We start from the raw sequence: 23,487 nt of genomic DNA, 5'->3' as shown, positions 1-23,487 counted from the left end.
ATATAAAAGACAACAACGTAAAAGACAAATAACATGACAACAAAAACCCCTACCGCCTTACTCACCACCGACCATATTAACAAAGAACAACCGCCATTTATCCTAGTGGACGGCTCGTATTATCTATTTCGCACCTTTCACGCCTTGCCTGTTGAAATGAAAACTAGTCAAGGCTTGCACACCAATGCTGTGCGTGGCACGTTAAATGCCATTAACAAACTGATGAACCGCTATCAACCCACCCATATGGCGGTTGCCTTTGACACCAAAGCCCCCACTTTTCGCCATCAATTATCCGAAATTTATAAAGGCGACCGCCCAGAAATGCCGTCCGAGCTTGCAGAGCAAATTCCCTACATTCATCAGATGATTCAAGCCTTGGGCATTCCGCTATTGTTTCAAGAAGGCGTGGAAGCGGACGACATCATCGGCACGCTCGCCCACCAAGCCTGTGAACAAGGCTATCACGTCATCATTTCCACTGGTGACAAAGATATGTGTCAGCTTGTGAATGAAGCGATTGTCGTGGAAAATAGCTTTGATGACAAACGCTTTGATGTCGCAGGGGTCAAAGAAAAATTTGGGGTAGAACCCCGCCAAATCATTGATTATCTCACGCTAATGGGCGATGCGTCAGACGGTATCAAAGGTGTGGCGGGCATTGGCAAAGTTACCGCCGAAAAACTGCTCACCGAGTACGACAGCATTGACAATATTTTGGCAAATATTGATAAATTAAAAGGCAAACAAAAACAAAACTTTTTGGACAGCATTGACAGTATCAAACTGGATAAAACGCTTGCGACTATCATCACCAACCTTGACATTGTACCGAGCATTGAAAGCCTGCGACTGCCGACCGACCCTGCGTTTAACCTTGACGCACGCCGAGCGATTTTTAGCAAATTGGAATTTAAAAACGAAATTGCGTCTTTAAACCACCCATTTCACCCTGCCAATCAATCCAATGGCAACCAACAAACAACGTTTGACACCAACACCAACAGCCTAGATTTACAAAATAAAAGTTTACAAAAATCCAGTATAACAAAACAATATCACACCATTACCAATCAAGCCGATTTTGAACAATTATTAGCAAAATTGCAGTCCGTGCCGTATTTTGCGGTGGATACTGAAACCACCGATTTAAACTGGCAAACGGCAAATATTGTCGGTTTGTCCTTTGCCACAACCGCCCACGAAGCCTTTTATGTGCCTGTCAATCATGTGGACGAATTGGGGCAACGCATCAGCCCACAGCTTGACAAAACCGACGTATTACGCCAATTAAAACCGCTGTTGGAAAATCCAAATATTGGCAAAATCGGACAACATCTCAAATACGACAGCCATATTTTGGCAAACGAAAATATCGCACTCGCCCAGCCACACAACTGGCACATGGACACCATGCTCGCAAGTTATGTGTTAAACACAGTCGCCACACGGCACAACATGGACGATTTGGCACGCCATTATTTGCACGTTTTGACGACTTCGTTTGAAGACGTGGCGGGCAAAGGGGCAAAGCAAATCACTTTTGATAAAGTCAATTTAGCCACTGCAAGCCATTATGCGTGTGAAGATGCTGATATTACTTTACAATTATTTGAATTTTTTGCCAAAAAATTAAGCGAAAACGAACACAATTTGTTAAAACATATTGAAATTCCTGTCGCCCAAATTTTGTATCAAATGGAAAAAGATGGGATTTTAATTGACAAACAATTTTTGACAAAATTATCACAAGAATTTGACAGCAAAATTCAACAATTAGAAAAAACCGCCCACGCCCAAGCAGGCGAAGTGTTTAACCTTGCCAGTCCAAAACAGTTGGGCGAGATTTTATTTGACAAATTAAAACTATCAGGCGGTAAAAAAACCAAAACAGGACAATATTCCACAAGCGAACAAGTGTTGGCAAAAATTGAGCATGAATTGGTGGATACCGTGCTTGAGTACCGCAGTTTGGCAAAATTAAAAAGCACCTATACGGACACACTTGCCAATGTCGCAGACGACAACAACCGTGTGCATACCAGCTACCATCAGGCTTTGACATCAACAGGGCGACTGTCGTCCACCGACCCAAATTTGCAAAATATTCCAATTCGTACCGATACAGGACGGCTGATTCGTGAAGCCTTTATTGCACCAAAAGGGCGAAAAATCATTTCGGCGGATTATTCACAGATTGAATTACGATTGATGGCACATTTTGCCAAAGACCCTGCGTTAATTCGTGCGTTTAACGAAGGGCATGACATTCACAAAGCCACCGCAAGCGAAATTTTGGGTAAAGATTTGGCGGACGTGAGCAATGAAGAACGCCGTCAAGCCAAAGCCATTAACTTTGGACTATTGTACGGTATGAGCCAGTTTGGGCTTGCCAAACAGTTGGGTTTTAGCAGGGAGCAAGCACAGGACTACATCAATCTCTACTTTAGCCGTTATCCGACTGTCAAAGCCTATATGCAGACCACTCGCAATCTGGCACATGAGCAAGGCTATGTGGATACCATTTTGGGGCGAAAAATTTATACGCCTGATGTGCAAAATAGCAATGCGATGGTACGCCAGCCAGCTGAACGTGCGGCGATTAATGCACCGTTACAAGGCTCGGCTGCTGATATTATCAAACTTGCCATGATTGCGGTCAATGACGTATTGCCAACAACCCCAAATGGTCAAGAAAGTGCTAAAATGCTACTGCAGGTGCATGATGAATTGGTATTTGAAGTGGACGAAGACCAAGTTGAAAGCATAAGCCAACTTATCAAAACCGCCATGCAAAACGTATTTAGCGATACCGCCAAAAAATTGGGCTGGCAGATTGATTTTGCTGTGCCGTTATTGGTAGAAGTAGGTGTCGGCGATAATTGGGATACAGCTCATTAATCGCTTTAACGTTACAAAAACCACCAAAATAAAAAATCCCAACTCGTCTGAATTGGGATTTTTTTTGATTGGTTAAATTTTAACTACCGAAATTAACCACCAAAGTTATCTAACATGATGTTTTCATCTTCCACGCCAAGCGATTTTAGCATTTTGATGACCGCATCATTCATCACAGGTGGTCCACACATATAAAACTCACAATCTTCTGGTGCAGGGTGGTCTTTTAGGTATTCTTCATAAAGCACGTTATGAATAAAGCCTGTGTAGCCGTCCCAATTGTCTTCTGGCATTGGGTCAGATAACGCAACGTGCCATTCAAAGTTGTCAAACTCTTCTTGCAAGCTGTCGTAATCTTCCACATAGAACATTTCACGCTTACTTCTCGCCCCATACCAAAAGCTGATTTTGCGGTCAGAATTTAGGCGTTTTAATTGGTCAAAAATGTGCGAACGCATCGGTGCCATACCCGCACCACCACCGATAAAAATCATCTCGTTTTTGGTGTCTTTGGCAAAAAACTCACCATAAGGACCTGACACGGTTACTTTATCACCCGGTTTTAGGCTAAATACCCAAGACGACATTTTGCCCGGTGGAATGCCTTCACCACCACGTGGGGGTGGGCTTGCGATACGAATGTTAAATTTAATAATGCCTTTTTCTTCTGGGTAGTTTGCCATTGAGTAGGCACGAATGACAGGTTCATCAACTTTTGACACATATTGCCATAGGTTAAATTTATCCCAATCTTCGTGATATTGTTTATCCACGGCAAAGTCTTTATAATGCACTTCATGCGGTGGGGCTTCTAGCTGAACGTAGCCACCTGCACGGAAATTGACTTCTTCGCCTTCTGGAATTTTTAGCACCAATTCTTTGATAAAAGTTGCCACGTTGTCATTAGAAACGACTTCACATTCCCATTTTTTGACACCAAAAAATTCCGGGTCAATTTCAACTTTCATGTCTTGTTTGACAGCAACTTGACACGCCAAACGCCAGTTATCACGAATCTCGCCTTGGGTAAAATGACCTTCTTCGGTTGGCAAAATTGAGCCACCACCTTCAATCACTTGACAACGACATTGACCACAAGTACCACCACCACCACAGGCAGATGACAAAAACACGCCTTTGCTTGCTAAGGTTTGTAATAGTTTGCCACCAGCAGGGGTAACAACATCGTTAGCAGGGTCATCGTTGATGTGAATGGTAACATCGCCTGTGCTGACGAGTTTGCCACGAGCTATCAAAATTACCACGACAAAACTCATGATAATCAGCGTAAACATCACGATGCCCGCAAAAATTAAGCTCATAAATTTCTCCTAATCGCTACACCAATGAGATACCGCCGAATGACATAAAGCCAAGCGACATCAAGCCAACTGTGATAAAGGTAATGCCTAGACCACGAAGCGGTGCAGGTACGTCTGAGTATTTGAGTTTTTCACGAATGGCAGCCAGTAACACAATCGCCACGCCCCAACCCAAACCTGAACCAAAACCATACACGGCAGATTCAGCAATGGTGTAATCACGCTCAATCATGAACAATACGCCACCCATAATCGCACAGTTTACAGTAATCAGTGGCAAATATACGCCCAACGCATTGTACAAACTTGGCATAAATTTGTCCAAAAACATCTCCATGATTTGCACCACAGCGGCAATTAAAGCAATGTAGCACAGCAAACCCAAAAAGCTCAAATCAGTATTTGGAAAACCTGCCCACGCCAATGCACCATCTTTTAACAAAAACTGGTACAACACGTTTGACAAAGGTACGGTAATCGCCATGACTACCACAACCGCCACGCCAAGACCAATCGCTGTTGAAACTTTTTTGGAAATGGCAATAAAGGTACACATACCCAAAAAGTAGGACAATGCCATATTTTGGATAAATGCCGACATTAAAAATATATTCAAATGGTCGCCCATAACTTACTCCTTATTTGCCATGACTGCGATGTGGGTCGTGAGCGACATGAAGCATTGCTTTTGATTGTGGTTTCATCACAAATTCAGCAGGTTCTTGTTGTTCTTTTTTCCACATACGGATAATCACAATGAATAATGCAATCACAAAGAATGCTGATGGTGGCAATAATAACAAGCCATTTGGCACGTACCAACCGCCATCGGTTACTTTTTCAAGGATTTGCATACCCAAAATAGAGCCATTACCAAAAAACTCACGAATGGTCGCTACAAAAATCAATACCGCAGAATAGCCCAAACCATTGCCAATCCCATCAATAAAACTTGGAATCGGTGGGTTGCTCATGGCATATGCTTCAGCACGCCCCATCACGATACAGTTGGTAATGATAAGACCGATAAACGCACCCAGTGATTTGGCGGTATCATAAGTTACCGCTTTTAGGATTTGTTCAACCACGATTACCAAAGACGCAATCACCACCATTTGTACAATAATACGAATGGACGATGGAATATGATTGCGGATAATTGAGATAAAAAAGCTAGAAAATGCGGTAACTAAGGTTAAACACACGCACATAATCAAGGCATTTTTAATACTGGTTGTTACCGCCAATGCTGAACAAATACCCAAAATTTGTAAGGCGATTGGGTTATTGTTAAAGATTGGTTTGGTTAATAATTCATTAGTCGTTGCTTTTTCTGCCATGATTACGCTCCTGTATTTGCAGGTGTGCCAGCTTTACCATTTTTTAGATTGTCTAAAAATGGTTTGTAGCCTTTATCACTTAGCCAAAATTGCATAAATTTACCCACACCATTACTGGTAATGGTCGCACCGCTGACACCGTCAATATAGTTTGGGTTTGGTTTGGCTGTGCCATTTTTTACCACGCCTACGGTAATGTTGCCTTGTTCGTCATAGGCTTTTTTACCTTCCCATTGTGCTCGCCATTGTGGTTCGGTAATGCGAGAGCCTAGACCTGCGGTTTCTTTATGCTGATAAAAACTCACGCCTTTGACGGTGTTCATATCACCTTCAAGGGCAAGATAACCATAGATAATCCCCCAAAGACCATAGCCACGCACAGGTAGGGCGATGATTTCAGGTTTGCCAGATGCGTCCATTTTGATAAACACTTTGGCAAGAATTGGTACGGCTTTGACACGAGCCACGTCATTTTCTACAGGCGTTCCCATGCCAGGACGTTTGGCTGCCACGTCCGCATCATAAGTATTGATATCGGTGATATTGGCTTTTTGAATTTCTTCTGCTGTGGCAAACTGCCCTGTCGTTGTGTTGATAATATACGGCTTAAAATCTGCCGATAATTTTTCAATTTCGCTTTTGCTGGTGGTTTCAGTTGCCAAGCCTGATGCAATCAAGACGTTTTTGTTTTGGTCTAAAGTAACATTGCCTGCTTGTTGTGATTTTAAGCCGACTGCCACCGCAGACACCATGACCGAACAGATTAAACACAACACTAAGGCAACGGTCAAAGTACGAACATTACTATCTTTACTGTTGGACATAACGTTTTCTCCGTTTGATATTGGCTTGGGTTACAAAATAGTCAAACAATGGGGCAAATAGGTTGGCAAATAAAATCGCAAGCATAATGCCTTCTGGGAACGCAGGGTTAATCACACGGATAATCACCGTCATAAACCCAATCAAAATCCCATACCACCAACGACCAACATTGGTCATCGCTGCTGACACAGGGTCAGTTGCCATAAATACCATACCAAAAGCAAAACCGCCCAACACAAAATGCCACCAAAACGGCATCATTTGTAACGCATGATTTTGATTACCAAAAATATTAAATAACAAACTGGTCGCAATCATACCAATCATCACGCCTGCCATGATTCGCCAAGACGCAATTTTTGTCCAAAGCAAACCCACCGCACCGATTAAAATCGCAAGTGTAGACACTTCACCGATAGAGCCTTGCATATTACCCAAAAACGCATTTGCCCATGTTAAAGTCTGGTCAAAACCATTGTTAAACGCATTGCTCATCGTGCCAACGGCAGCCTGTCCAAGCGGAGTCGCACCAGAATAACCATCTACCCCAGTCCATACCGCATCGCCAGAGATTGCCGCAGGATACGCAAAGTACAAAAACGCACGACCTGCAAGAGCTGGGTTTAAGAAGTTTTTACCTGTACCGCCAAACACTTCTTTTGCCACTACGACACCAAAGGTAATCCCCAATGCCACTTGCCAAAGCGGAATACTCGGTGGCAAAGTCAAAGCAAACAAAATGGAGGTCACAAAAAAGCCTTCATTAACTTCATGCTTACGATAAATGGCAAACACTATTTCCCAAAAAATCCCCACCACAAAGGTAACAATATAAATCGGTAAAAACTGCATTGCACCAAAAGCAAAACACGCCAAAATACTGTCAGCATTATACCCAAACAAATCGGTAATAATGGTACGCCAGCCAGACGCAGTCGCCCCTGTCTTTGCCATCGCCATCAAAGCTTGATGACCTGTGTTGTACATTCCCCAAAACATCGCAGGAAACGCACACAACCACACCGTAATCATAATACGTTTTAAATCAATACCATCACGCACATGGGACGCACTATAGGTACGGTTATTCGGTTGGCGAAAAAAGGTATCAAACATTTCATACACAGCAAAATATTTTTCATATTTGCCACCATGTGTAAAATGCGGTTCAGCCTTATCAAAAATATTGTGAATAAATTTCAACGTCTAGCCCTCCATCTCAATACGGGTCAAATTATCCCGTAAAATATCGCCAAACTCATATTTGCCAGGGCTAACAAAAGTACACAATGCCAAATCTTCTTCATCAAGCTCAAGCACGCCAAGCTCTTCTGCTGTCAAAATATCTTCCACAATCAACGCACGCAATAATTGCGTTGGCAAAATATCCAAAGGCATCACTTTTTCATAGCTACCAATAGGCACCATCGCACGAGCCGAGCCATTATTACTGGTCGTCATGGCAAACTTTTTACCTTTAAAAAATTGTGACAAATAAATCGGCATGACCGAAAAACGATTTTTCCCCAAGGTAAAAAAGTGCATCGCAGGACGTTCATAACCTTCAGCCAATGCCGACACTTGATAATGAAAACGCCCCAAAAAGCCAAGCGAACCTGTTGCGGTGCGACCTGACAATACCGAGCCTGAAATCACCCGATTATCGCCATGAGCCAACTCATTTTGGGTCAATTCCGCCAAATCCGCCCCACGGTCAGTCACAACCAAACGTGGATTATTAACAACAGGACCCGCTAGGCTTAACATACGCACGGTGTACAACTCACCTAAGGTAAATAATTTACCAAAAGCAATCACGTCTTGATAGCCAATCGTCCAGACCGTAACGCCACGCCCCACAGGACGTAAAAAATGAATGTGCGTGCCTGCCAAACCTGCTGGGTGTACCCCTTTAAAGCCGTGATAGCTCACATTTGCCAAGCTGACCTTATCCACCGACTGTGAACCTTCGTGACAAACCATCACTTTATCAGTCAAACGAGAAAGCAACGCCAAACCGTCATTAAACGCCTGTTGCTCTTCTTTAATCATAAGCATAGGGTCAAACGCAAGCGGATTGGTATCCATCATATTGACAAAAATCGCAGATGGCACATCGCTAATATTTGGCGTACGGCTAAACGGACGCGTGCGAAACGCCGTCCACTCACCTGACTCAACTAGCTGGCTGACAACCGTTTCACGAGACAAGTTAACAAGCTCGCTTGATTGATATTTGTTAAAGGTTTTGGCAGGGATACTGTTATCCACCTCAATGACAAGGCTTTCAAACACACGGCGTTCGCCACGGTTAATCGCCACCACACGCCCAGACGCAGGTGCAGCAAACACCACGCCTTCACGCTTTTTATCCGTAAAAACGGCTTGCCCTTTGGCAACCGTATCGCCTTCTTGCACAAGCATAGATGGCTTCATGCCAATATAATCAAAACCAATCAGGGCGACCTGTTTTGGGCTAAATTGGCTAATGTCGCTACTATTGCTACTTGGCGAGCCACTAATGGGAACATCAAGCCCCTTTTTGATGGTAATCATAAGCAATCTTCTGTATTGAAAAGTACGAACAAAAACTTATACAATAAACTATCGTATAAAATCATAAAATTCACAAAATAAATTTTTTTACTGATAAAAACAAATCGTTATACCAAAAGTAAAAACTTTTCTATTTTGTATCAGTTTATAAAAAAATATTACTTAACCTGCCATTATACGGTAAAATTACTCAAAATTTCTAGCAGATATGACATTTCTTTGACAAGAAATACCAATTTTTTGTATAAATACCGACAATTGTTTGATAAAATAATTGTCTTTAACCAAAAGGATATCTTTATGAGCAATAAAACCCTAATTATTCCAGCGATTGACCTAAAAGATGGCAAATGCGTCCGCCTAAAACAAGGACGTATGGAAGACGACACTGTATTTAGCGATGACCCTGTGGCGATGGCGAGCCGATGGGTGCATGAAGGGGCAAGACGCTTGCATTTGGTGGATTTAAACGGTGCGTTTGACGGTGTGCCTGTACATAAAAATGTGGTAACAGCAATTGCCAAAGCCCACCCAAATTTGCCAATTCAGTTGGGTGGCGGTGTGCGTAGCCTTGAAACCATTCGTCATTATTTGGAAGCAGGTTTGACCTATATCATCATCGGCACAAAAGCGGTGGAACAGCCAGAATTTGTGGAAGAAGCGTGCAAAGAATTTGCAGGACATATCATTGTTGGTATTGATGCCAAAGACGGCATGGTGGCGACACATGGTTGGGCGAATGTAACGGACGTAAAAGCGGTGGATTTGGCAAAGCGTTTTGCCGATGCAGGTGTGTCGTCAATCGTTTATACCGATATCGCCCGTGATGGCATGATGCAAGGCGTGAACGTGGAACAAACGGTGAATTTGGCAAAATATAGCGGTATTCCTGTGATTGCGTCGGGTGGGGTTACGGATTTGCAAGATATTGAGAATTTGAAACCGTATAGTGAGTATCTTGAAGGCATTATCACAGGGCGAGCAATTTATGAAGGGACGCTTGATATCGCATCAGCTCAAGTTTTGTTGGATAGCTAACAGTAATTCAATACATGATTAAGTTGGGTTGTTATTACAATCCAACTTTTACTTGGTTTCTTTTTGTTGCAATAAAAAAGGCTTAATTGATTATTAAGCCTTTTTATTTATTTACCATTTATTGTCCCATCACTTTTGCCAAAATGATTGCCAAAATCACCACGACAAGGACAACTCCTGCAATGATGTAAAGTTTGCGTTCCTTATCGTGGTCGGTGGTAGACAGTTCTGATTGCAAACGAGCTTGCTCCGCCAATAATTGCTGTTGCAAATCTGCGATTAAAGCGGTCGGTTTTTCGGTTGGTGGGTTTTGGCTTGGTGGAGTAACAACTTGATTTTGCACAGAATTTTTGACAAAATTAGCTTCATTTTTTAACACATTTTTATTAACGTTATCAATATTTTGTGCAGTCGGTTGTGCCGTTGTCTTGATGGATTGTGGGTTTTGTGTTGCTATATGGGTCGTTTTGGCAGATATTTTAAATTTTGGATAAATTTGGGCTTGCACTTTGGCAAATTGGGCTTGGGCAAAAAAATCACCTTGTTGTTCTTGTGCCAAAATGTTTGGCATTAAATCATAATTTTCCCCAAATGCCTTTAAGGATTTGGCAAGCCAATGTTGATAAAAACTTTGGTTATCTGTTTGTTTTAATTGCCAAAAACGGCTTGGCAACACCATCACTCGCCCTGTGTGCGGACTGTCGGTTTTTGCGTCAATGACAATCGGCACAAGGCTATCCGACAGCATGGCGTTTGGCAAATGCCTACGCCAAACCCATGTACTGCTGATAACGCAAGGCGTTGTCGCCAAACTTGGCGGATAAGGGTGAGCAAACAGTCGAGAGCGACCGTCTTGCAAATGCAGAGCGACAAAGGCTTGGTCGGCAGGTAGTTGGCTGGTATCAAGGTTTTGAAGTTTTTGTAAGTTGTTGGCAAGATGATGTAATGTTTTAACATCGGTTTGCCCTGTGGGGTCATACACGATTTCGGCAATAAAAAAGTTATCAAAATCAATCACTTCTGTGGTAGGTTGATACAGTTTTTCATCAGCCGACACCACTGCACCCCACACCACTTTGCCAAAACGGTACAAATGCATCATGGCGTGGGCTTGGCTAAATAGCTCATCATTTAACAATCGGTTGGGGGCAAGTGCCTGTAAATAACTGCGTTGTTGCTCGCTCATGTCTAACACATATTTTGGCAAATCAAAGCCTTGCCAGTTAAGTTTGGCATAATCAAAACTTGGCGTTACCACATTCACGCCAATGCCGATATGTTCGTCTATTTTGACAATGTCGTCTCCCATTGGCAACACGTTTAGGGCGATATCGTCAATATTTTGGCGTTTTTTTTTATCGTTGTGCGGTGTGCTTGCGTGATTGTCAAATTTATTTAACCAAAAATCGGACAAATGCTCTTCGCCAATTTTTTGCTTTGCCAAATTTTGGCACAAGGCATTGACCCAGTTTTTGACATCATCGGTTAGGTTCGCTTGATTGCTCACCATCGGTAACACCGCAAAGTCAGGCATACGATACGCCCAAATCAACTGCAACGCCAAATCAGACAGTCGCACTTCTATGGTGATGGCAGGTTGTCGCCCTGTCGGCAAGTTGGCAAACATCGGATAACAGCCCAGCACAATCGGCGATGATTTTTGATAAAAATCCATGTCTTCGTACAGATTATCAATCGCTTGGTCAATATTCATGTTATTGATGGCTTGAAAAATGGGCTGAAATTTGCCTGTCTGTGCGTCTTTATTCAGATAAAAAACGGTGGGCAACCATAAATCTTTATGCACAATTTGCTCAAGTTTGTCGTGTAACATTTTTGTCAAAGGGGCGATACTTTGTTGCCATGTTTTTGGCAAATGTTCAACATGATTTGGCTCAAAAGGCTCGGCAAAAATGGTTAAATCGCTGGCATTTTGTTCGTGCAAAATATTGGCAAATACCACAGCCGATCTGATAAAATTTGGGGCAATATCAAACAAATGATTGGTAATCACCAACATTGGCGTGCGATAATGATTTTCCATCAACAAAATAAAACGGTGTTCCAAACAATTGTCAAATTCGCCGTCCAACATATCATACATCGCTTTAAAATCCGTCCATTTCACCGCAATGTTGGACAATCGGCTCGCCGTCATGCCAATATAAAAGCCCAACAAATAACAAAAATGTTGATAGGCTGGATTTTGGATAAAATCGGCATACATATTGGACGAAAATTGATATTTTTGTTTAATATTTTGCAAAACAGTATCAATTTGTTCCAAACTATTTTGGCTAAAATCAAAATCCACCGTTTGCAATTCGGCAAAAAATCCAATCGTGCTGTCCAACAATTTGCCCGTTTTGACTTTGTGTAAATAGGCTTGGGCGACTTGGTTTGGTTCATCATTGATATTGACTTGGGCTTTGTTAAAAATGGTGTATTGCATTTCGGCTAAAAATGGCAACAACACATTATTTCCTAACAAAGATTGATGAATAATCATCAAGGGCTGACAATAAACTTCACCGATTTTGGCAAGTAATGAATTTTCAAACTGTTTTGGCAGTTCAAAATGGGTGCTATGTAATTGATTTTGTTTGTCAATTTCGGCGGTAGCTTGGGCGTAATCGTACCAAATAATCTGTTCGCCTGTGCGTTTGGCTAAACATTCGCCCAAATAAACCGCCATCGCCAACAACAAAGAATCGCCACCTTGTTGACTTAAAATTTTTTCGGTGGTGAGTGATTTTTTGTGAAGCTGTTGTAAAAAACGATTGAGATGATTAATGCTTTTTTGGCTAAAATCAAAGTCAATTTTTTGCAAAAAATCAAACAAAAAAATCGGATAACTCGGCATTTGTTTGCTTTGTAAGGCGTTTAGTAGGCTATTGGTTTGGTGCGTAATACTCACAGTCGGCTCTTTTTGGGTTAAATGGTTGGGACGAAAATGGCGTTGACACTAACATAAAACCCATTATAACAAAAAAAATCCCCAAAACTAGCATTTGGGGATTTTTTTCTTTAATTTTTTTTAAATTAAGTTGATAAATATTAAATTTTACCAACCAAATCAAGGCTTGGTTTTAAGGTTTCTTGACCTGCTTCCCAAGCTGCTGGGCAAACTTCGCCGTCATTTTCACGCACGTATTGAGCTGCTTTTACTTTACGAATCATGTCTTTCGCAGAGCGACCAATACCCAAGTCGTGGATTTCAGCCACTTTGATAAGTCCGTCTGGGTCTACCAAGAAAGTACCACGAAGTGCTGCGTGCTGATCTTCAATCATCACGTTAAAGCCACGAGTGATGTCGCCTGTGCCATCGCCTAGCATTGGGTATTTTACTTTACCGATGGCAGGTGATGCGTCATGCCAAGCTTTGTGAACAAAGTGCGTGTCAGTAGAAACTGCGTACACTTCAACACCTAAGCCTTGTAGCTCTTCGTAATGCTCTGCCATATCTTCTAATTCAGTTGGGCAAACAAAGGTAAAGTCATGTGGGTAAAACATGAAAATAGCCCATTTGCCTTTAACATCGTCAGATGAGATGGTTTTAAACTCACCGTTTACGAACGCTTCGGTTTTAAATTCTGGAATGGTTTGGTTGATGATAGCTGTCATAGCATTTCCTTCTATCTATTGGTTTAAAAAAAATGGTTAATGAATAAAAAATAAAAGAACGTTTTGTTATGCTCGTTCGTTTTATTTCTCTCTATCTTAACGCAAAATTATAATCAGTCTAGTTAAAAGTTTTTATAAAACTGTTTTATTTTTTAAATGATAAGACTATAATAAAAACCATCATTATTATCAAATATTTTTTGACAAAAGGTTTATCATGATTACATTACGCCAATTAGAATTCGCCCTTGCAGTCGCAAAATACAAGCATTTTAAACGTGCTGCCGAAGAGTGTAACATTTCACAATCCGCCTTAAGTCTTGGCATAGCCGAGCTTGAAAAACAGCTTGATACCCAAGTTTTTGAACGCAATAACAAACAAGTGTTGATTACACCGATTGGTGAAGAGATTTTGGAGCGAGCCAAACGCATTTTTTCGGAAGTTAATGATTTGATAACCAGAGCACAAACTCACCAAATGCCCCTAGCCTATCCGATGACGATTGGCATTATTCCCACGATTGCACCGTTTTTGTTGCCAAAAGTGTTACCAAGTTTGCGTGAGCAGTTTCCCAATGTGCAACTGTCTATCGTGGAAGAGCAGACCGAGCGTCTGATTGAAAAAGTGCGTTACGGCACGATTGATACGGCGATTATTGCCCTGCCTTATAATACTGATGGGTTACTTGCGTTTGAGTTTTGGCAAGAGAATTTTTTGGCAATTTTTTCGGCAAATGACAGCCACGCCAACCAAAGCAGTATCAACGCTGATGACTTGTTGGATAGCAATTTGATGTTACTTGGCGAAGGGCATTGCTTGACCGACCATGCCTTGTCGGTGTGTCATTTGGACAAACAAAAGGTGAAAAACAGCTTTAGCGAAGCGAACCTTACCACCCTTGTGCAAATGGCATTAAGCGGTATGGGAACGACCCTTGTCCCACAAATGGCAGAAACCCAAATCCGCCAACAAAACCCTAACATTATCACCATTCCACTGGCAGAAGCAGGCCCGCACAGACGGCTGGCATTTATCACACGCTTAAACTATGCTAGGGTTGATGATGTGAATTTGTTGGGTAAAATTTTTGCCGACACCTTAAATAAATCGGAATAATGAATAAAACCATGCTAACGCTTTTACACACTTCGGATTGGCACCTTGGGCGTAACTTGCACGGCAAGCCACGTTATGACGAATTTTTTGCTTTTTTGCAATGGCAATTATCAACCATTCGTGAACAAAACGTTGATATTTTGCTCATTGCAGGCGATATTTTTGACACCAACACGCCAAACAACCAAACGCAACAATTGTATTATCAATTTTTGGGCGATGTCGCCAAAAGTGGCTGTCGTCATGTCGTCATTGTCGCAGGTAATCACGACTCGCCAAGTTTTTTGGACGCACCAAAATCTTTGTTAAAATTTTTAAACGTCCATGTTATCGGCACGGTTAATAACCATTATCTTGCCGATGAAGTGCTGATTTTGCACGATAAAAACCACGAACCAGAGATTATCATCTCGGCTGTGCCGTATTTGCGAGACCGTGATGTGCGACAAGTCGGCAGTGGCGAAACGTTGGCGGATAAAGAAAATCAGCTTGTTCACGGCATTCACACGCATTACCAAAAGGTGAATGAAATCGCTTTTGCCAAAAAACAAGCATTAGAACAACAATTTAACAAACAAATTCCGATTATCGCAACTGGACATTTATTTATGGTTGGCGGTCAAACGGTGGAAGGCGATGGCGTAAAAGATTTATACGTCGGTACGCTCGGTTCGGTAACGACGCAGATTTTTGAAACATCGGATAACCGTTATGATTATGTGGCGTTGGGGCATTTGCACGTGCCACAAATCGTTGGCGGTGATGAAAAAATTCGCTATAGCGGTTCGCCGATTGCGATGGGATTTGGGGAAGCCAATCAACAAAAGCAGGTAAATCTGGTGCGGTTTTTTGCGGATAAAACGTTATTAGCAAAGCCGATTTTACCACAAATCAAAACCTTAAAATCTTATCAAACTATTAAAAATAATAAAAATAACAGTTTAGATTTATTTAGTAATTTTGATAATGATGATGTGAATTTAAACCAACCGTATAATGTCGCTATACAAGATGATACGGTTATTCAATCGCTTGCTGTGCCTGTATTTAAGTCGCTTTGCAGTGTTAAAGGTGATTTGACAGAGATTAAAAAACAGCTTAAAATTTTGGTAAAAAATCAAACAAAAGTTTGGATTGAAGTCAGTTATCAAGGCGATGATTTTGTCAGTGATTTGCGTGAACAAGTTGATGAAATCGTTAAAAATAGCAATGTTGAAGTGTTACGCACCAAAAATTTGCAGTTAAAAACACGCACCTTGCAAGCACAGGTGTTAGACGAAACGCTGGACGAATTGAACGAAAATGACGTGTTTGAGCGATGTATGACAGCAAATCAAGTGGCGGAGGCTGATAAGCCGATGTTGCTAGCAAAATATGCACAAGTGTTGGAAGATTTAAACATGGCTCATCAACCATCATAACAAACCAAAACCACACAAAAAGCCACATATTTTGAAATGTGGTTTTTTTGATAAAAAAATGTCATTGCGATTTCCATTTTACCCATTTTGCAACTTTAAGGCTGTTTATCCACGCTTTTGGTTGTAGTGGTTGGGTAATTTTGTAGATGTTTATGCAAAATTCGGCGAAGCTCTAGCACCGCTTGCGGACTGGTATGCACATTGTGTTTGCCTGACAAGATTTTTTCGGATTCCACCCCTTTTAAACTGGCACTTTGATACGGCACAATACCATCAGACAGGCGTTCGGTCGCCCCTTCGCTGACTTGGGCGAGCAGATTATCACGCTCGGCAAGTTCGGCTTTGGCTTTATCAAGGCTATTTTGGTTATAAATGGCTGTGATTGGCGTTGTCGCTTTTTGTGTGCTTGGCAAATCGTTTTGTTTCAGTTGTTGCTTGGCTTGCGTATTTAAGGCATCGTACAAATCTTTGTCATCGGTGGCAATCAAGGTATTGACAGCAACGTTTGGTTTGATTTTGACATCTTTGGTTAATCGCATAAAAAACGATTTGTCGCTTAATTGGCTTGCACCATTTTCCAAAAACAAACCTGCCAACGGATTGTTATTCAGTTGTGCATCAGTAAACAAGGCGTTGAGACTTGCGGTAACGGTTTTGACAAAACCTGCTGGAATACTGATAATTCGGCGTAAGCCACGAGTAAACCAACGGTCGGCATAGTCCGTCCCTTGAAACGGTGCAGAGATAAATACCGCTCGGTCAATCTCTGACAAGGCTTGTAACGCTAGGCGTTTGCTTAGTTCTAACTTTTCGTTGTCGCTTAATTTTTCAAAATTGCGATAAATACTTGGCAATTCACCACGATGAATATGATTTTCCATAATTTGCTTGAGATTTGGCGTTAAATCATCATCAGACACCAACATTCGCCCAATCACACCGCCCATGCTATGCCCAATGATGACTGCATGATGACTGGCATTGTCCTGTGCATTGGGGTCAACATCATGAAAAGCGGTTTTAATCAGCTCAGCAATTTGATAACGATTTTCCAAAATCGGCACATTGGTCGGATAAAACATTTGCCAAACTTGATAATTATCACGCAACAATGGGTCGTTAAAAATATCATTGGTCAGCCGAATCCACGTATCTGGGCTAGATGCCAAACCGTGCAACATAATAATCACTCGTTTGTTCGGATTATACGGCTCAAGCATGAATAACTGTGGTTGGCTGTTTTGATAAGGCGAAGCGAACATATTAAAAATACTCAAAGGCTCAAGGGCATTTTCCTTAATCCAAAGCCCATAAGGGGCAGAAAAATTGGCAGACAAAGCAAAAGGTTTATCAAACAAATTGACTTGATTGACTTGATAAGGGTCATACAGATTTAATGAAAAATCGGTGGTTTTGATAAGATTTTCTAAACTATCGCCTTTGGGTGTCAACAGCACCGTAACAGGCAAATGACCCACTTTGTGAATACGTTCGCTCGGTGCGACATCGTTTTGGCTGTTGTTCAAAATCTGATTACGAATAGATGTGGTATAACGGTCGTCCAAAATCGCCACATAGTTAATACCAAAGCCATCACGGCGACTAATACTATTTAGGTTTTTTAAATTAATTTGGTAGCTAGATACCAGTTTTCCTGTGTTTTCGCCTTTGACATTCAAATTCTCGTTGTTCAATTTTACCAAAATTTGATTGCCATTAATTTGGTAATGATTGATTAGTTTTTCTTCATAAAGCTCGTTTCCAAGTTCATCAATGGACGCATAGTACAAATCTTTGATTTGGGTATCACGCTCTTTTGGCAAATATAACAGCGAATTTGGCGTGGTGGTCGGCGTGTCTTTTAACATATCATACATCAAATAAATATACGAAAAACGCACCGCTTGTAACAAGTCATCTTGTTTTAAATTTAGACAACTCTTTGATTTATCAATATTTTTTTGACTGTCAATCGGCTGAAAATCTTTGGCAAAATCGGTCGCCAAAGTTTTGACATCGGCAACGCAGTTTTTGCCCTGCTCTTTTTGTTTGGCGGACGCAAAAAACAGCTCGGCAATCGCACCATACAAACCTTTGTCAGGTTGCACGCCCAAGTCGCTTTTTTGCAAGGTTACGATACAGTTTGGCATATTGACAAGACAGTCATTTTCATCAAGCCCTGCTTGTATCAGTCGGCTTTGGGTATCGCTACTTAGGCTTGAACCTGTCAAAACGCTAACACGCTCTTGTACCATAGCGGTGGTGGTGTTGCGTTTGGCAATTGGAGCTGTGCTACAAGCAGTTAGGCTAACACTCGCAAGCAAGCCAATACTCAATATTTTTTGACGAAAACACATCTTTTTCATACATTATCCAAATAAAAAACCATGCCAATTTTCATTATTATATGATAATTGACATGGTAAACCTATGTTTATGTGAAAAGTTTATTGTTAAAAATAACCGATAAATTAACGCACAACTTTGGCAGGGATTTTCCAAATATAATATTCACCACTATTCACAAGACGGATTTGCTCATCAATATATGGGTCGTTTGGATATTTGGCTTTAAAATCGTTTAGGCGTTGAATGGCACGCTCTTTTTTGTCGTTTAACAAATCGGCTTGGGCAAGGCTTTGTGTCGCTTCGCTAAAGCCCATTTTTTCGGCTTTTTCAAGGTATTTTGCCCCTTCGTCAAAACCACCGCCTTCGGCTAACATTGCCCCATACAAAAAGTTGGCTTCTGCCGAGTTTTGGATTTTCATCGCACGAGTTACATAAGTGCTGGCTTTCACCGCATAATCCGAACCCAAATCCAAGTTACGAGCCATCGCATTCAATTTGGTGGCACGCAACAACACATCATAAGATGCATTGTTGGCTTGGGCGTACGGCTCAATCCAACTAGACAATTGTTTAACACGCTGAATGGTGTTGTAACGGTCGGTACGATTGACAAACACAGGCGGATAATGACGAGCCATTGGCGATGCATAGGCGATAAAATCATCAATCACGCTCACATCAATTTGGCTATCGTTAGCAGTCGTCTGTGGTACAACAACCGTTGGCACAGTGCTAACGTTGCTCAAACGCAAAGTCGGCTTTGGCACATTTGCCCCAAAATTATTGATATCCGTGCCAATCCACTGCATGGTTGTCGCCTTTGGATAGCTCACCGTTGTCAATGACAAGCCATTATCACCTGCCACTTGTGGGGCATTTTGGGCAGCCACTTGGCTAGCAGGTTGTTGCACAGGTGTTTTAACTGTTAAATCTTGTTGTCTTTTTTGTTGAACGTTTGCCTTTGTACTCGCAGGTTTTTGTTTCAAAACCGCTGATTGTGCAGGAAAAGCCAGTGTTAAAACGCCAATTGACAACAGCCCAGTAGCAGATAATTTGGCAAAATTTTTCATAAAAAATCCTTCAAAAGTCAACTTAAAAAAATTTAAAAAATAAATACGCACTATAATGCAAGATTTTTTACAAAAAATCAGTAATCATATTGTTATTTTTCCGTCATGATTGTAAAAATTGTGCAAAATTAGCCCAATTTTTCAACGCCTGCACCGTCAATTTTACTGACACCGCCTGTCTTTGGCGTTACCACGATTTTACTGCTAATGCGTTCTTTTAACGCAGAAATATGCGAAATCACGCCAATGAGCTTGCCCGACTGTTGCAACGTGGACAAGGTATCCAACGCCACGTCCAACGCTTCTTCGTCCAGCGTGCCAAAACCTTCGTCCAAAAACAACGAATCCACTCGCATCCGATGGCTCGCCATATTTGACAGCCCCAACGCCAACGCCAAACTGATAATAAAACTCTCACCACCAGACAAATTTTTACTCGTTCGCACCTGTCCGCCTTGATAATTGTCAATCACGTTTAACATCAACGGCTGTTCGCTATCAGCAATCAACAAATATCGGTCGCTCATCTTTTGTAACTGCTGATTGGCGTGGTTAATCATCATGTTAAAAGTCAAGCCTTGTGCAAAATTACGGAATTTTTTGCCATCGCTTGAACCAATCAGTTTGTGCAAATATTGCCATTCTTTTGCGTTTTGATTTTTTTGTTCAATTTGTGCGATTAAATTGGTTTGCGATTGTTTTACTTGTTGATTAGTGTTTAACATTTGTTCAACACTACCAAGTTTTTGTTCATTTTTGCTTAAATTTCGTTTTAGCTTTTCTAAATTTTCTAATAAAACGGTTAATGTCAATTCGGTACGTGGTTGATTAAGCAACAATTGTTGTTCATTTTTGGCTTGAGAAAGTAGCGTATCAAGGCGTTGCTGTTGTTCGTTAAGTGTGTTTGCTTGATTTTGCAAATCTTCACGCTCATCATCAGTTAGGCAAGCAGATTGATAATCGGCTAAATTAGAAAACTTAAGTTGATTAAATTTTTGCTGAATTTTGTCGTCAAGTTCGCTTTTTTGGGTGGTTAATTGCTCGATTAATAAGGTTAAACCGTCCATTTGCTTTTGCAAAATGTGTAAATGATTGGTCAAATCATTTACGGTTTTCTCGCCTTGTCGCCATGCGTCAAAATCTTGTTGTTTTTGTTGTAACAGTTGCTCGGCTTCGGCTTGTACGTTTTTATTACCGAATAATTGCTGGCGATTTTGCTGTAATGCTTGCAATTTTTGGTTGAGTTGTTTCTGTTTTTGTTGGGCTTGTTGTTGATTATTTATCAAATTTTGTTCATCAGCCAATAAAGTCGCAATGCGTTTTTGACTTTCGCTAATTAGGTGAGAAAAATCACCAATTTCTTTTTCAAGCTGTTGATATTGTTGATGAAAATTTTGCAAATCATCAAGGCGTTTTTCAATCGGCACAAACATTTGTACAGATGGATAAAAATCTTGTGTCAAATCATCAACACGCTGTTGCAACTGCTGTTGTCTGTTTGCAAAATTGGCAAATTGTTGTTCAATCTCGTGCAAACGTGCTTGGTTGTACTGTTGTTCGCTTTGTCGTAAGGCTTGCTGATGTTGCTGTTGGTTGTATGTTTCGGATAAATTAGCAAGCATTTGTTGGTTATGTTGTTGCTGTTGTTGCAAATTTTCCACACTATTAAGACGTTGTTGCAAATTATTTAATTCATTATTTAAATTTAATAAATAATTATCTAATAATTGTAAAAAATCTTGTAATTGTGGGATAAAGTTTTGCCAATTTTTATCAGATTTTTGTTGATAAACATGGCTTAAATTTACAAAATTTTGTTGTAAATTTTGCCAATGAAGATTGATGTTAAAATTGTTTAATTGATTGATATTTGCTTGCATTTGCTCAATCAAAATATTATTTTTTTGGCGGATATTTTGTTGTTGCTCGTTTAAAAATTGCTGTTGATTTTGCCAATCGTTTTTATCAAGCGACAATTTTTGTAATTGTTCATTGTGATTGGCAAGTTGCTGTTTAGCAATAGCCAACGCTTGTTCTGTTTCGTCTGATGGATTTGGCGTATCGCTGGCAAAAGGGTGGCTGGTCGCACCGCACAACGGACACGGCTCGCCATCAACCAAACGGTGTCGCTCTTGGCTTAAATCCTTGATTTTGGCAAGTAGCAACAAATTGTGATTGAGCAAATTCACCTTTTCTTCTGCGTGCTGTTGCTGTAGTTTTTCGTGTTGCCAAGTAGTTTGTAAAGCGGTTAATTCGGCGTTGATATTATCAAATTTTGTTGTGTTTTGTGTGTAAATATCCGTGTTATATTGCCATTCGCCAATGCTATTTTTTAGCAATTCTAACAAATTTTTCACTTGCCAAAATTGCTCGGCTTGTTGGCGTAAATTTGCAAAATTTTGTCCGTTTAATGCGTCATTAATCTGTTGGTCAAGTTGTTGTTTGGCGTGTTGTTGCTGTTGTAATTGGGCGTTTAACTGTTGTAATTGCTCGTCAAAAGTTTGGTTTTGTTGGGTAAGTTGCTGTTGAATTTGTTGTAAATTGGCTTGCTCTTGCGATAGCGTTTGTTGTTGCTTTTGCAATTCTTGCGAATTTTCTTGCAATTGGCGTAACGTGGCTAAAGTCTGTGGCAAACTATCAGCTTTGGGGATTTGTTGTTGCAGATTTTTTTTGTGCGTTTGCTGTTGCAAAATACCTTGCAAAACCGTCCGTTGTGCGGTTAAATCTTGTTTTTTTTGCTCAAGTTGCGTTTGAATTTGTTGCAAATTGTCATTGACATCTTGCAATTGATTTTGTTGTTGAAAAATCGTGGTGTCCAGCTCTCGCACTTGATGAAACAAGGGTTCAGCCGTTTGCCAAGCAGTTTCGCTCGCTTGCATTTTGTTTTGTAAACTAAATAAATTGTTTTTCTCAACTTCGCAATTATTATTAATAATCGGCAATTGTTGGTTAAATTGTGCCAATTCGGCTTGTTGCTGTGTTAATTGGTGTTGCAAAAAGTTCGCTTGATTAACATCGCCTGTGACTTGCAAGGCTTTTAACGCACGTTGTAATTGTTGTTTTTTGGGTGCAAATTGCTCAACTTGTGTTGATAATTGCGTTTGTTGTTGGCTTAATTCGGCAACTTGCTGTGTGTAATAGGCGAGATTTTGTCGCCAAATTCGGTCTTTTTCGGTGTTGTCAATATCGGTTTTTTGTTGTTGAATGTCGGTGAGTAAAGCGGATTTTTGTTCGGTTAATTGCCGTTCTTCGTCATCGCTTAATAGTTGAATGCCAGAGAGTTTGTCGGTTAAACTTTTGAGTTCAAGCTCGGCTTGGCGGTGCAATTCGTGCACTTTTTTGGAAATGTCGGTGTAAATTTCTGTGCCTGTGATTTGCTCCAAAATGGGCGAACGGTCATCGGCATCTGCTTGCAAAAAGGCGGAAAAACTGCCCTGTGCAAGCAACATCGCACGAGTAAAGCGATGAAAATCCATGCCTGTGATTTCTTCAATTTTGGCTTTTGTGCGTTGGGCTTTTTCTTCTATTAACGTGCCTTTTTCGTTGTCGTCAATATAATAAGAAAGCTCATGTTTTGGCGATTGCAATTTGCCTTCGGCTTTGACATAAGCCCGTTTTTGACTCCAAAATGCAGTGTAACTATTTGAATTTGTTGTAAAAACCACTTCGGCAAAACATTCACCTGTTTGGCGAGACATAATGTCGTTTTGGCTTTGGCTAATATCTTTTAAACGTGGCGTGATGCCGTATAATGCCAGACAAATAGCGTCCAAAATCGTGCTTTTGCCTGCACCTGTCGACCCTGTGATGGCAAAAATGCCTTCGTTAGCGTAAGCAGGGTGGCGAAAGTCAATCTGCCATTCGCCTTTTAAAGAATTGAGATTTTTAAAACGTAATTTTAGGATTTTCATAGCTGTGTCAAAT

The 23,487-nt window shown here is 41.0% G+C and carries 15 protein-coding genes; 4 read left to right on the top strand and 11 right to left on the bottom strand.

The features are described 5' to 3' along the window. Positions 1 to 33: 33 nt before the first annotated feature. Positions 34 to 2,901: a DNA polymerase I gene (polA, locus tag ACGTJS_RS06930; protein WP_410471549.1), complete on the top strand. Its 2,868-nt coding sequence runs from the start codon at positions 34 to 36 to the stop codon at positions 2,899 to 2,901. Positions 2,902 to 2,993: 92 nt separating this feature from the next. Here the strand turns inward: polA and nqrF are convergent, their stop codons facing one another. The 6 genes from nqrF to ACGTJS_RS06900 are packed head-to-tail and all read right to left on the bottom strand — an operon-like array spanning position 2,994 to position 8,944. Beyond that, entirely contained in the window at positions 2,994 to 4,223 is a 1,230-nt protein-coding gene (gene nqrF, locus ACGTJS_RS06925; RefSeq protein WP_315044224.1) for an NADH:ubiquinone reductase (Na(+)-transporting) subunit F, read from the bottom strand. 16 nt (positions 4,224 to 4,239) lie between these two features. Beyond that, positions 4,240 to 4,851: an NADH:ubiquinone reductase (Na(+)-transporting) subunit E gene (gene nqrE, locus ACGTJS_RS06920; protein ID WP_410471548.1), complete on the bottom strand. Its 612-nt coding sequence runs from the start codon at positions 4,849 to 4,851 to the stop codon at positions 4,240 to 4,242. A gap of 10 nt (positions 4,852 to 4,861) precedes the next feature. Beyond that, positions 4,862 to 5,563: an NADH:ubiquinone reductase (Na(+)-transporting) subunit D gene (locus ACGTJS_RS06915; RefSeq protein WP_410471547.1), complete on the bottom strand. Its 702-nt coding sequence runs from the start codon at positions 5,561 to 5,563 to the stop codon at positions 4,862 to 4,864. Positions 5,564 to 5,565: 2 nt separating this feature from the next. After that, the gene (locus ACGTJS_RS06910) at positions 5,566 to 6,387 is read right to left on the bottom strand and encodes a Na(+)-translocating NADH-quinone reductase subunit C (protein ID WP_410471546.1); all 822 of its coding nucleotides are present in this window, start codon (positions 6,385 to 6,387) and stop codon (positions 5,566 to 5,568) included. Further along, positions 6,374 to 7,591, bottom strand: a complete 1,218-nt coding sequence (locus tag ACGTJS_RS06905; protein WP_410471545.1) for an NADH:ubiquinone reductase (Na(+)-transporting) subunit B — start codon at positions 7,589 to 7,591, stop codon at positions 6,374 to 6,376. Before ACGTJS_RS06905 ends, ACGTJS_RS06910 begins: the two co-directional genes overlap by 14 nt. A gap of 3 nt (positions 7,592 to 7,594) precedes the next feature. Further along, positions 7,595 to 8,944 carry a Na(+)-translocating NADH-quinone reductase subunit A gene (locus ACGTJS_RS06900; protein ID WP_315040651.1) on the bottom strand — a complete coding sequence of 450 codons (1,350 nt, stop codon included), beginning with the start codon at positions 8,942 to 8,944 and terminating at the stop codon, positions 7,595 to 7,597. A 300-nt stretch (positions 8,945 to 9,244) separates the two neighbouring features. Here ACGTJS_RS06900 and hisA point away from each other — a divergent pair, with 300 nt between their 5' ends. Then, positions 9,245 to 9,982 (top strand): 1-(5-phosphoribosyl)-5-[(5-phosphoribosylamino)methylideneamino]imidazole-4-carboxamide isomerase, encoded by a 738-nt coding sequence (gene hisA / locus ACGTJS_RS06895; protein ID WP_315040652.1) that lies wholly within the window; start codon positions 9,245 to 9,247, stop codon positions 9,980 to 9,982. A gap of 118 nt (positions 9,983 to 10,100) precedes the next feature. Here the strand turns inward: hisA and ACGTJS_RS06890 are convergent, their stop codons facing one another. Further along, a complete protein-coding gene (locus ACGTJS_RS06890; protein ID WP_410471544.1) occupies positions 10,101 to 12,899 on the bottom strand; it encodes a hypothetical protein in 2,799 nt (932 codons plus the stop codon). 140 nt (positions 12,900 to 13,039) lie between these two features. After that, on the bottom strand, positions 13,040 to 13,606 hold the full coding sequence (gene ahpC / locus ACGTJS_RS06885; RefSeq protein ID WP_315040655.1) for an alkyl hydroperoxide reductase subunit C: 567 nt from the start codon (positions 13,604 to 13,606) through the stop codon (positions 13,040 to 13,042). Between the two features lie 217 nt (positions 13,607 to 13,823). On the opposite strand from ahpC, the gene ACGTJS_RS06880 reads away from it, so the two are divergent. Next, complete coding sequence (locus tag ACGTJS_RS06880) at positions 13,824 to 14,723, top strand: hydrogen peroxide-inducible genes activator (RefSeq protein WP_315040656.1); 900 nt, start codon at positions 13,824 to 13,826, stop codon at positions 14,721 to 14,723. Positions 14,724 to 14,734: 11 nt separating this feature from the next. After that, on the top strand, positions 14,735 to 16,144 hold the full coding sequence (locus tag ACGTJS_RS06875; protein WP_410471543.1) for an exonuclease SbcCD subunit D C-terminal domain-containing protein: 1,410 nt from the start codon (positions 14,735 to 14,737) through the stop codon (positions 16,142 to 16,144). Between the two features lie 95 nt (positions 16,145 to 16,239). On the opposite strand, the gene ACGTJS_RS06870 is transcribed toward ACGTJS_RS06875, so the two are convergent. The 3 genes from ACGTJS_RS06870 to ACGTJS_RS06860 form a co-directional block, all read right to left on the bottom strand. Then, positions 16,240 to 18,510 carry an esterase/lipase family protein gene (locus tag ACGTJS_RS06870; protein WP_410471542.1) on the bottom strand — a complete coding sequence of 757 codons (2,271 nt, stop codon included), beginning with the start codon at positions 18,508 to 18,510 and terminating at the stop codon, positions 16,240 to 16,242. Between the two features lie 105 nt (positions 18,511 to 18,615). After that, a complete protein-coding gene (locus tag ACGTJS_RS06865) occupies positions 18,616 to 19,563 on the bottom strand; it encodes a tetratricopeptide repeat protein (protein WP_410471541.1) in 948 nt (315 codons plus the stop codon). Positions 19,564 to 19,691: 128 nt separating this feature from the next. Further along, on the bottom strand, positions 19,692 to 23,474 hold the full coding sequence (locus tag ACGTJS_RS06860; RefSeq protein WP_410471540.1) for an AAA family ATPase: 3,783 nt from the start codon (positions 23,472 to 23,474) through the stop codon (positions 19,692 to 19,694). Between the last annotated feature and the right edge of the window lie 13 nt (positions 23,475 to 23,487).

The organism is Faucicola mancuniensis (assembly GCF_046523945.1).
Lineage (GTDB): Bacteria > Pseudomonadota > Gammaproteobacteria > Pseudomonadales > Moraxellaceae > Faucicola > Faucicola mancuniensis.
This window is presented reverse-complemented; position numbering and strand designations above follow the sequence as displayed.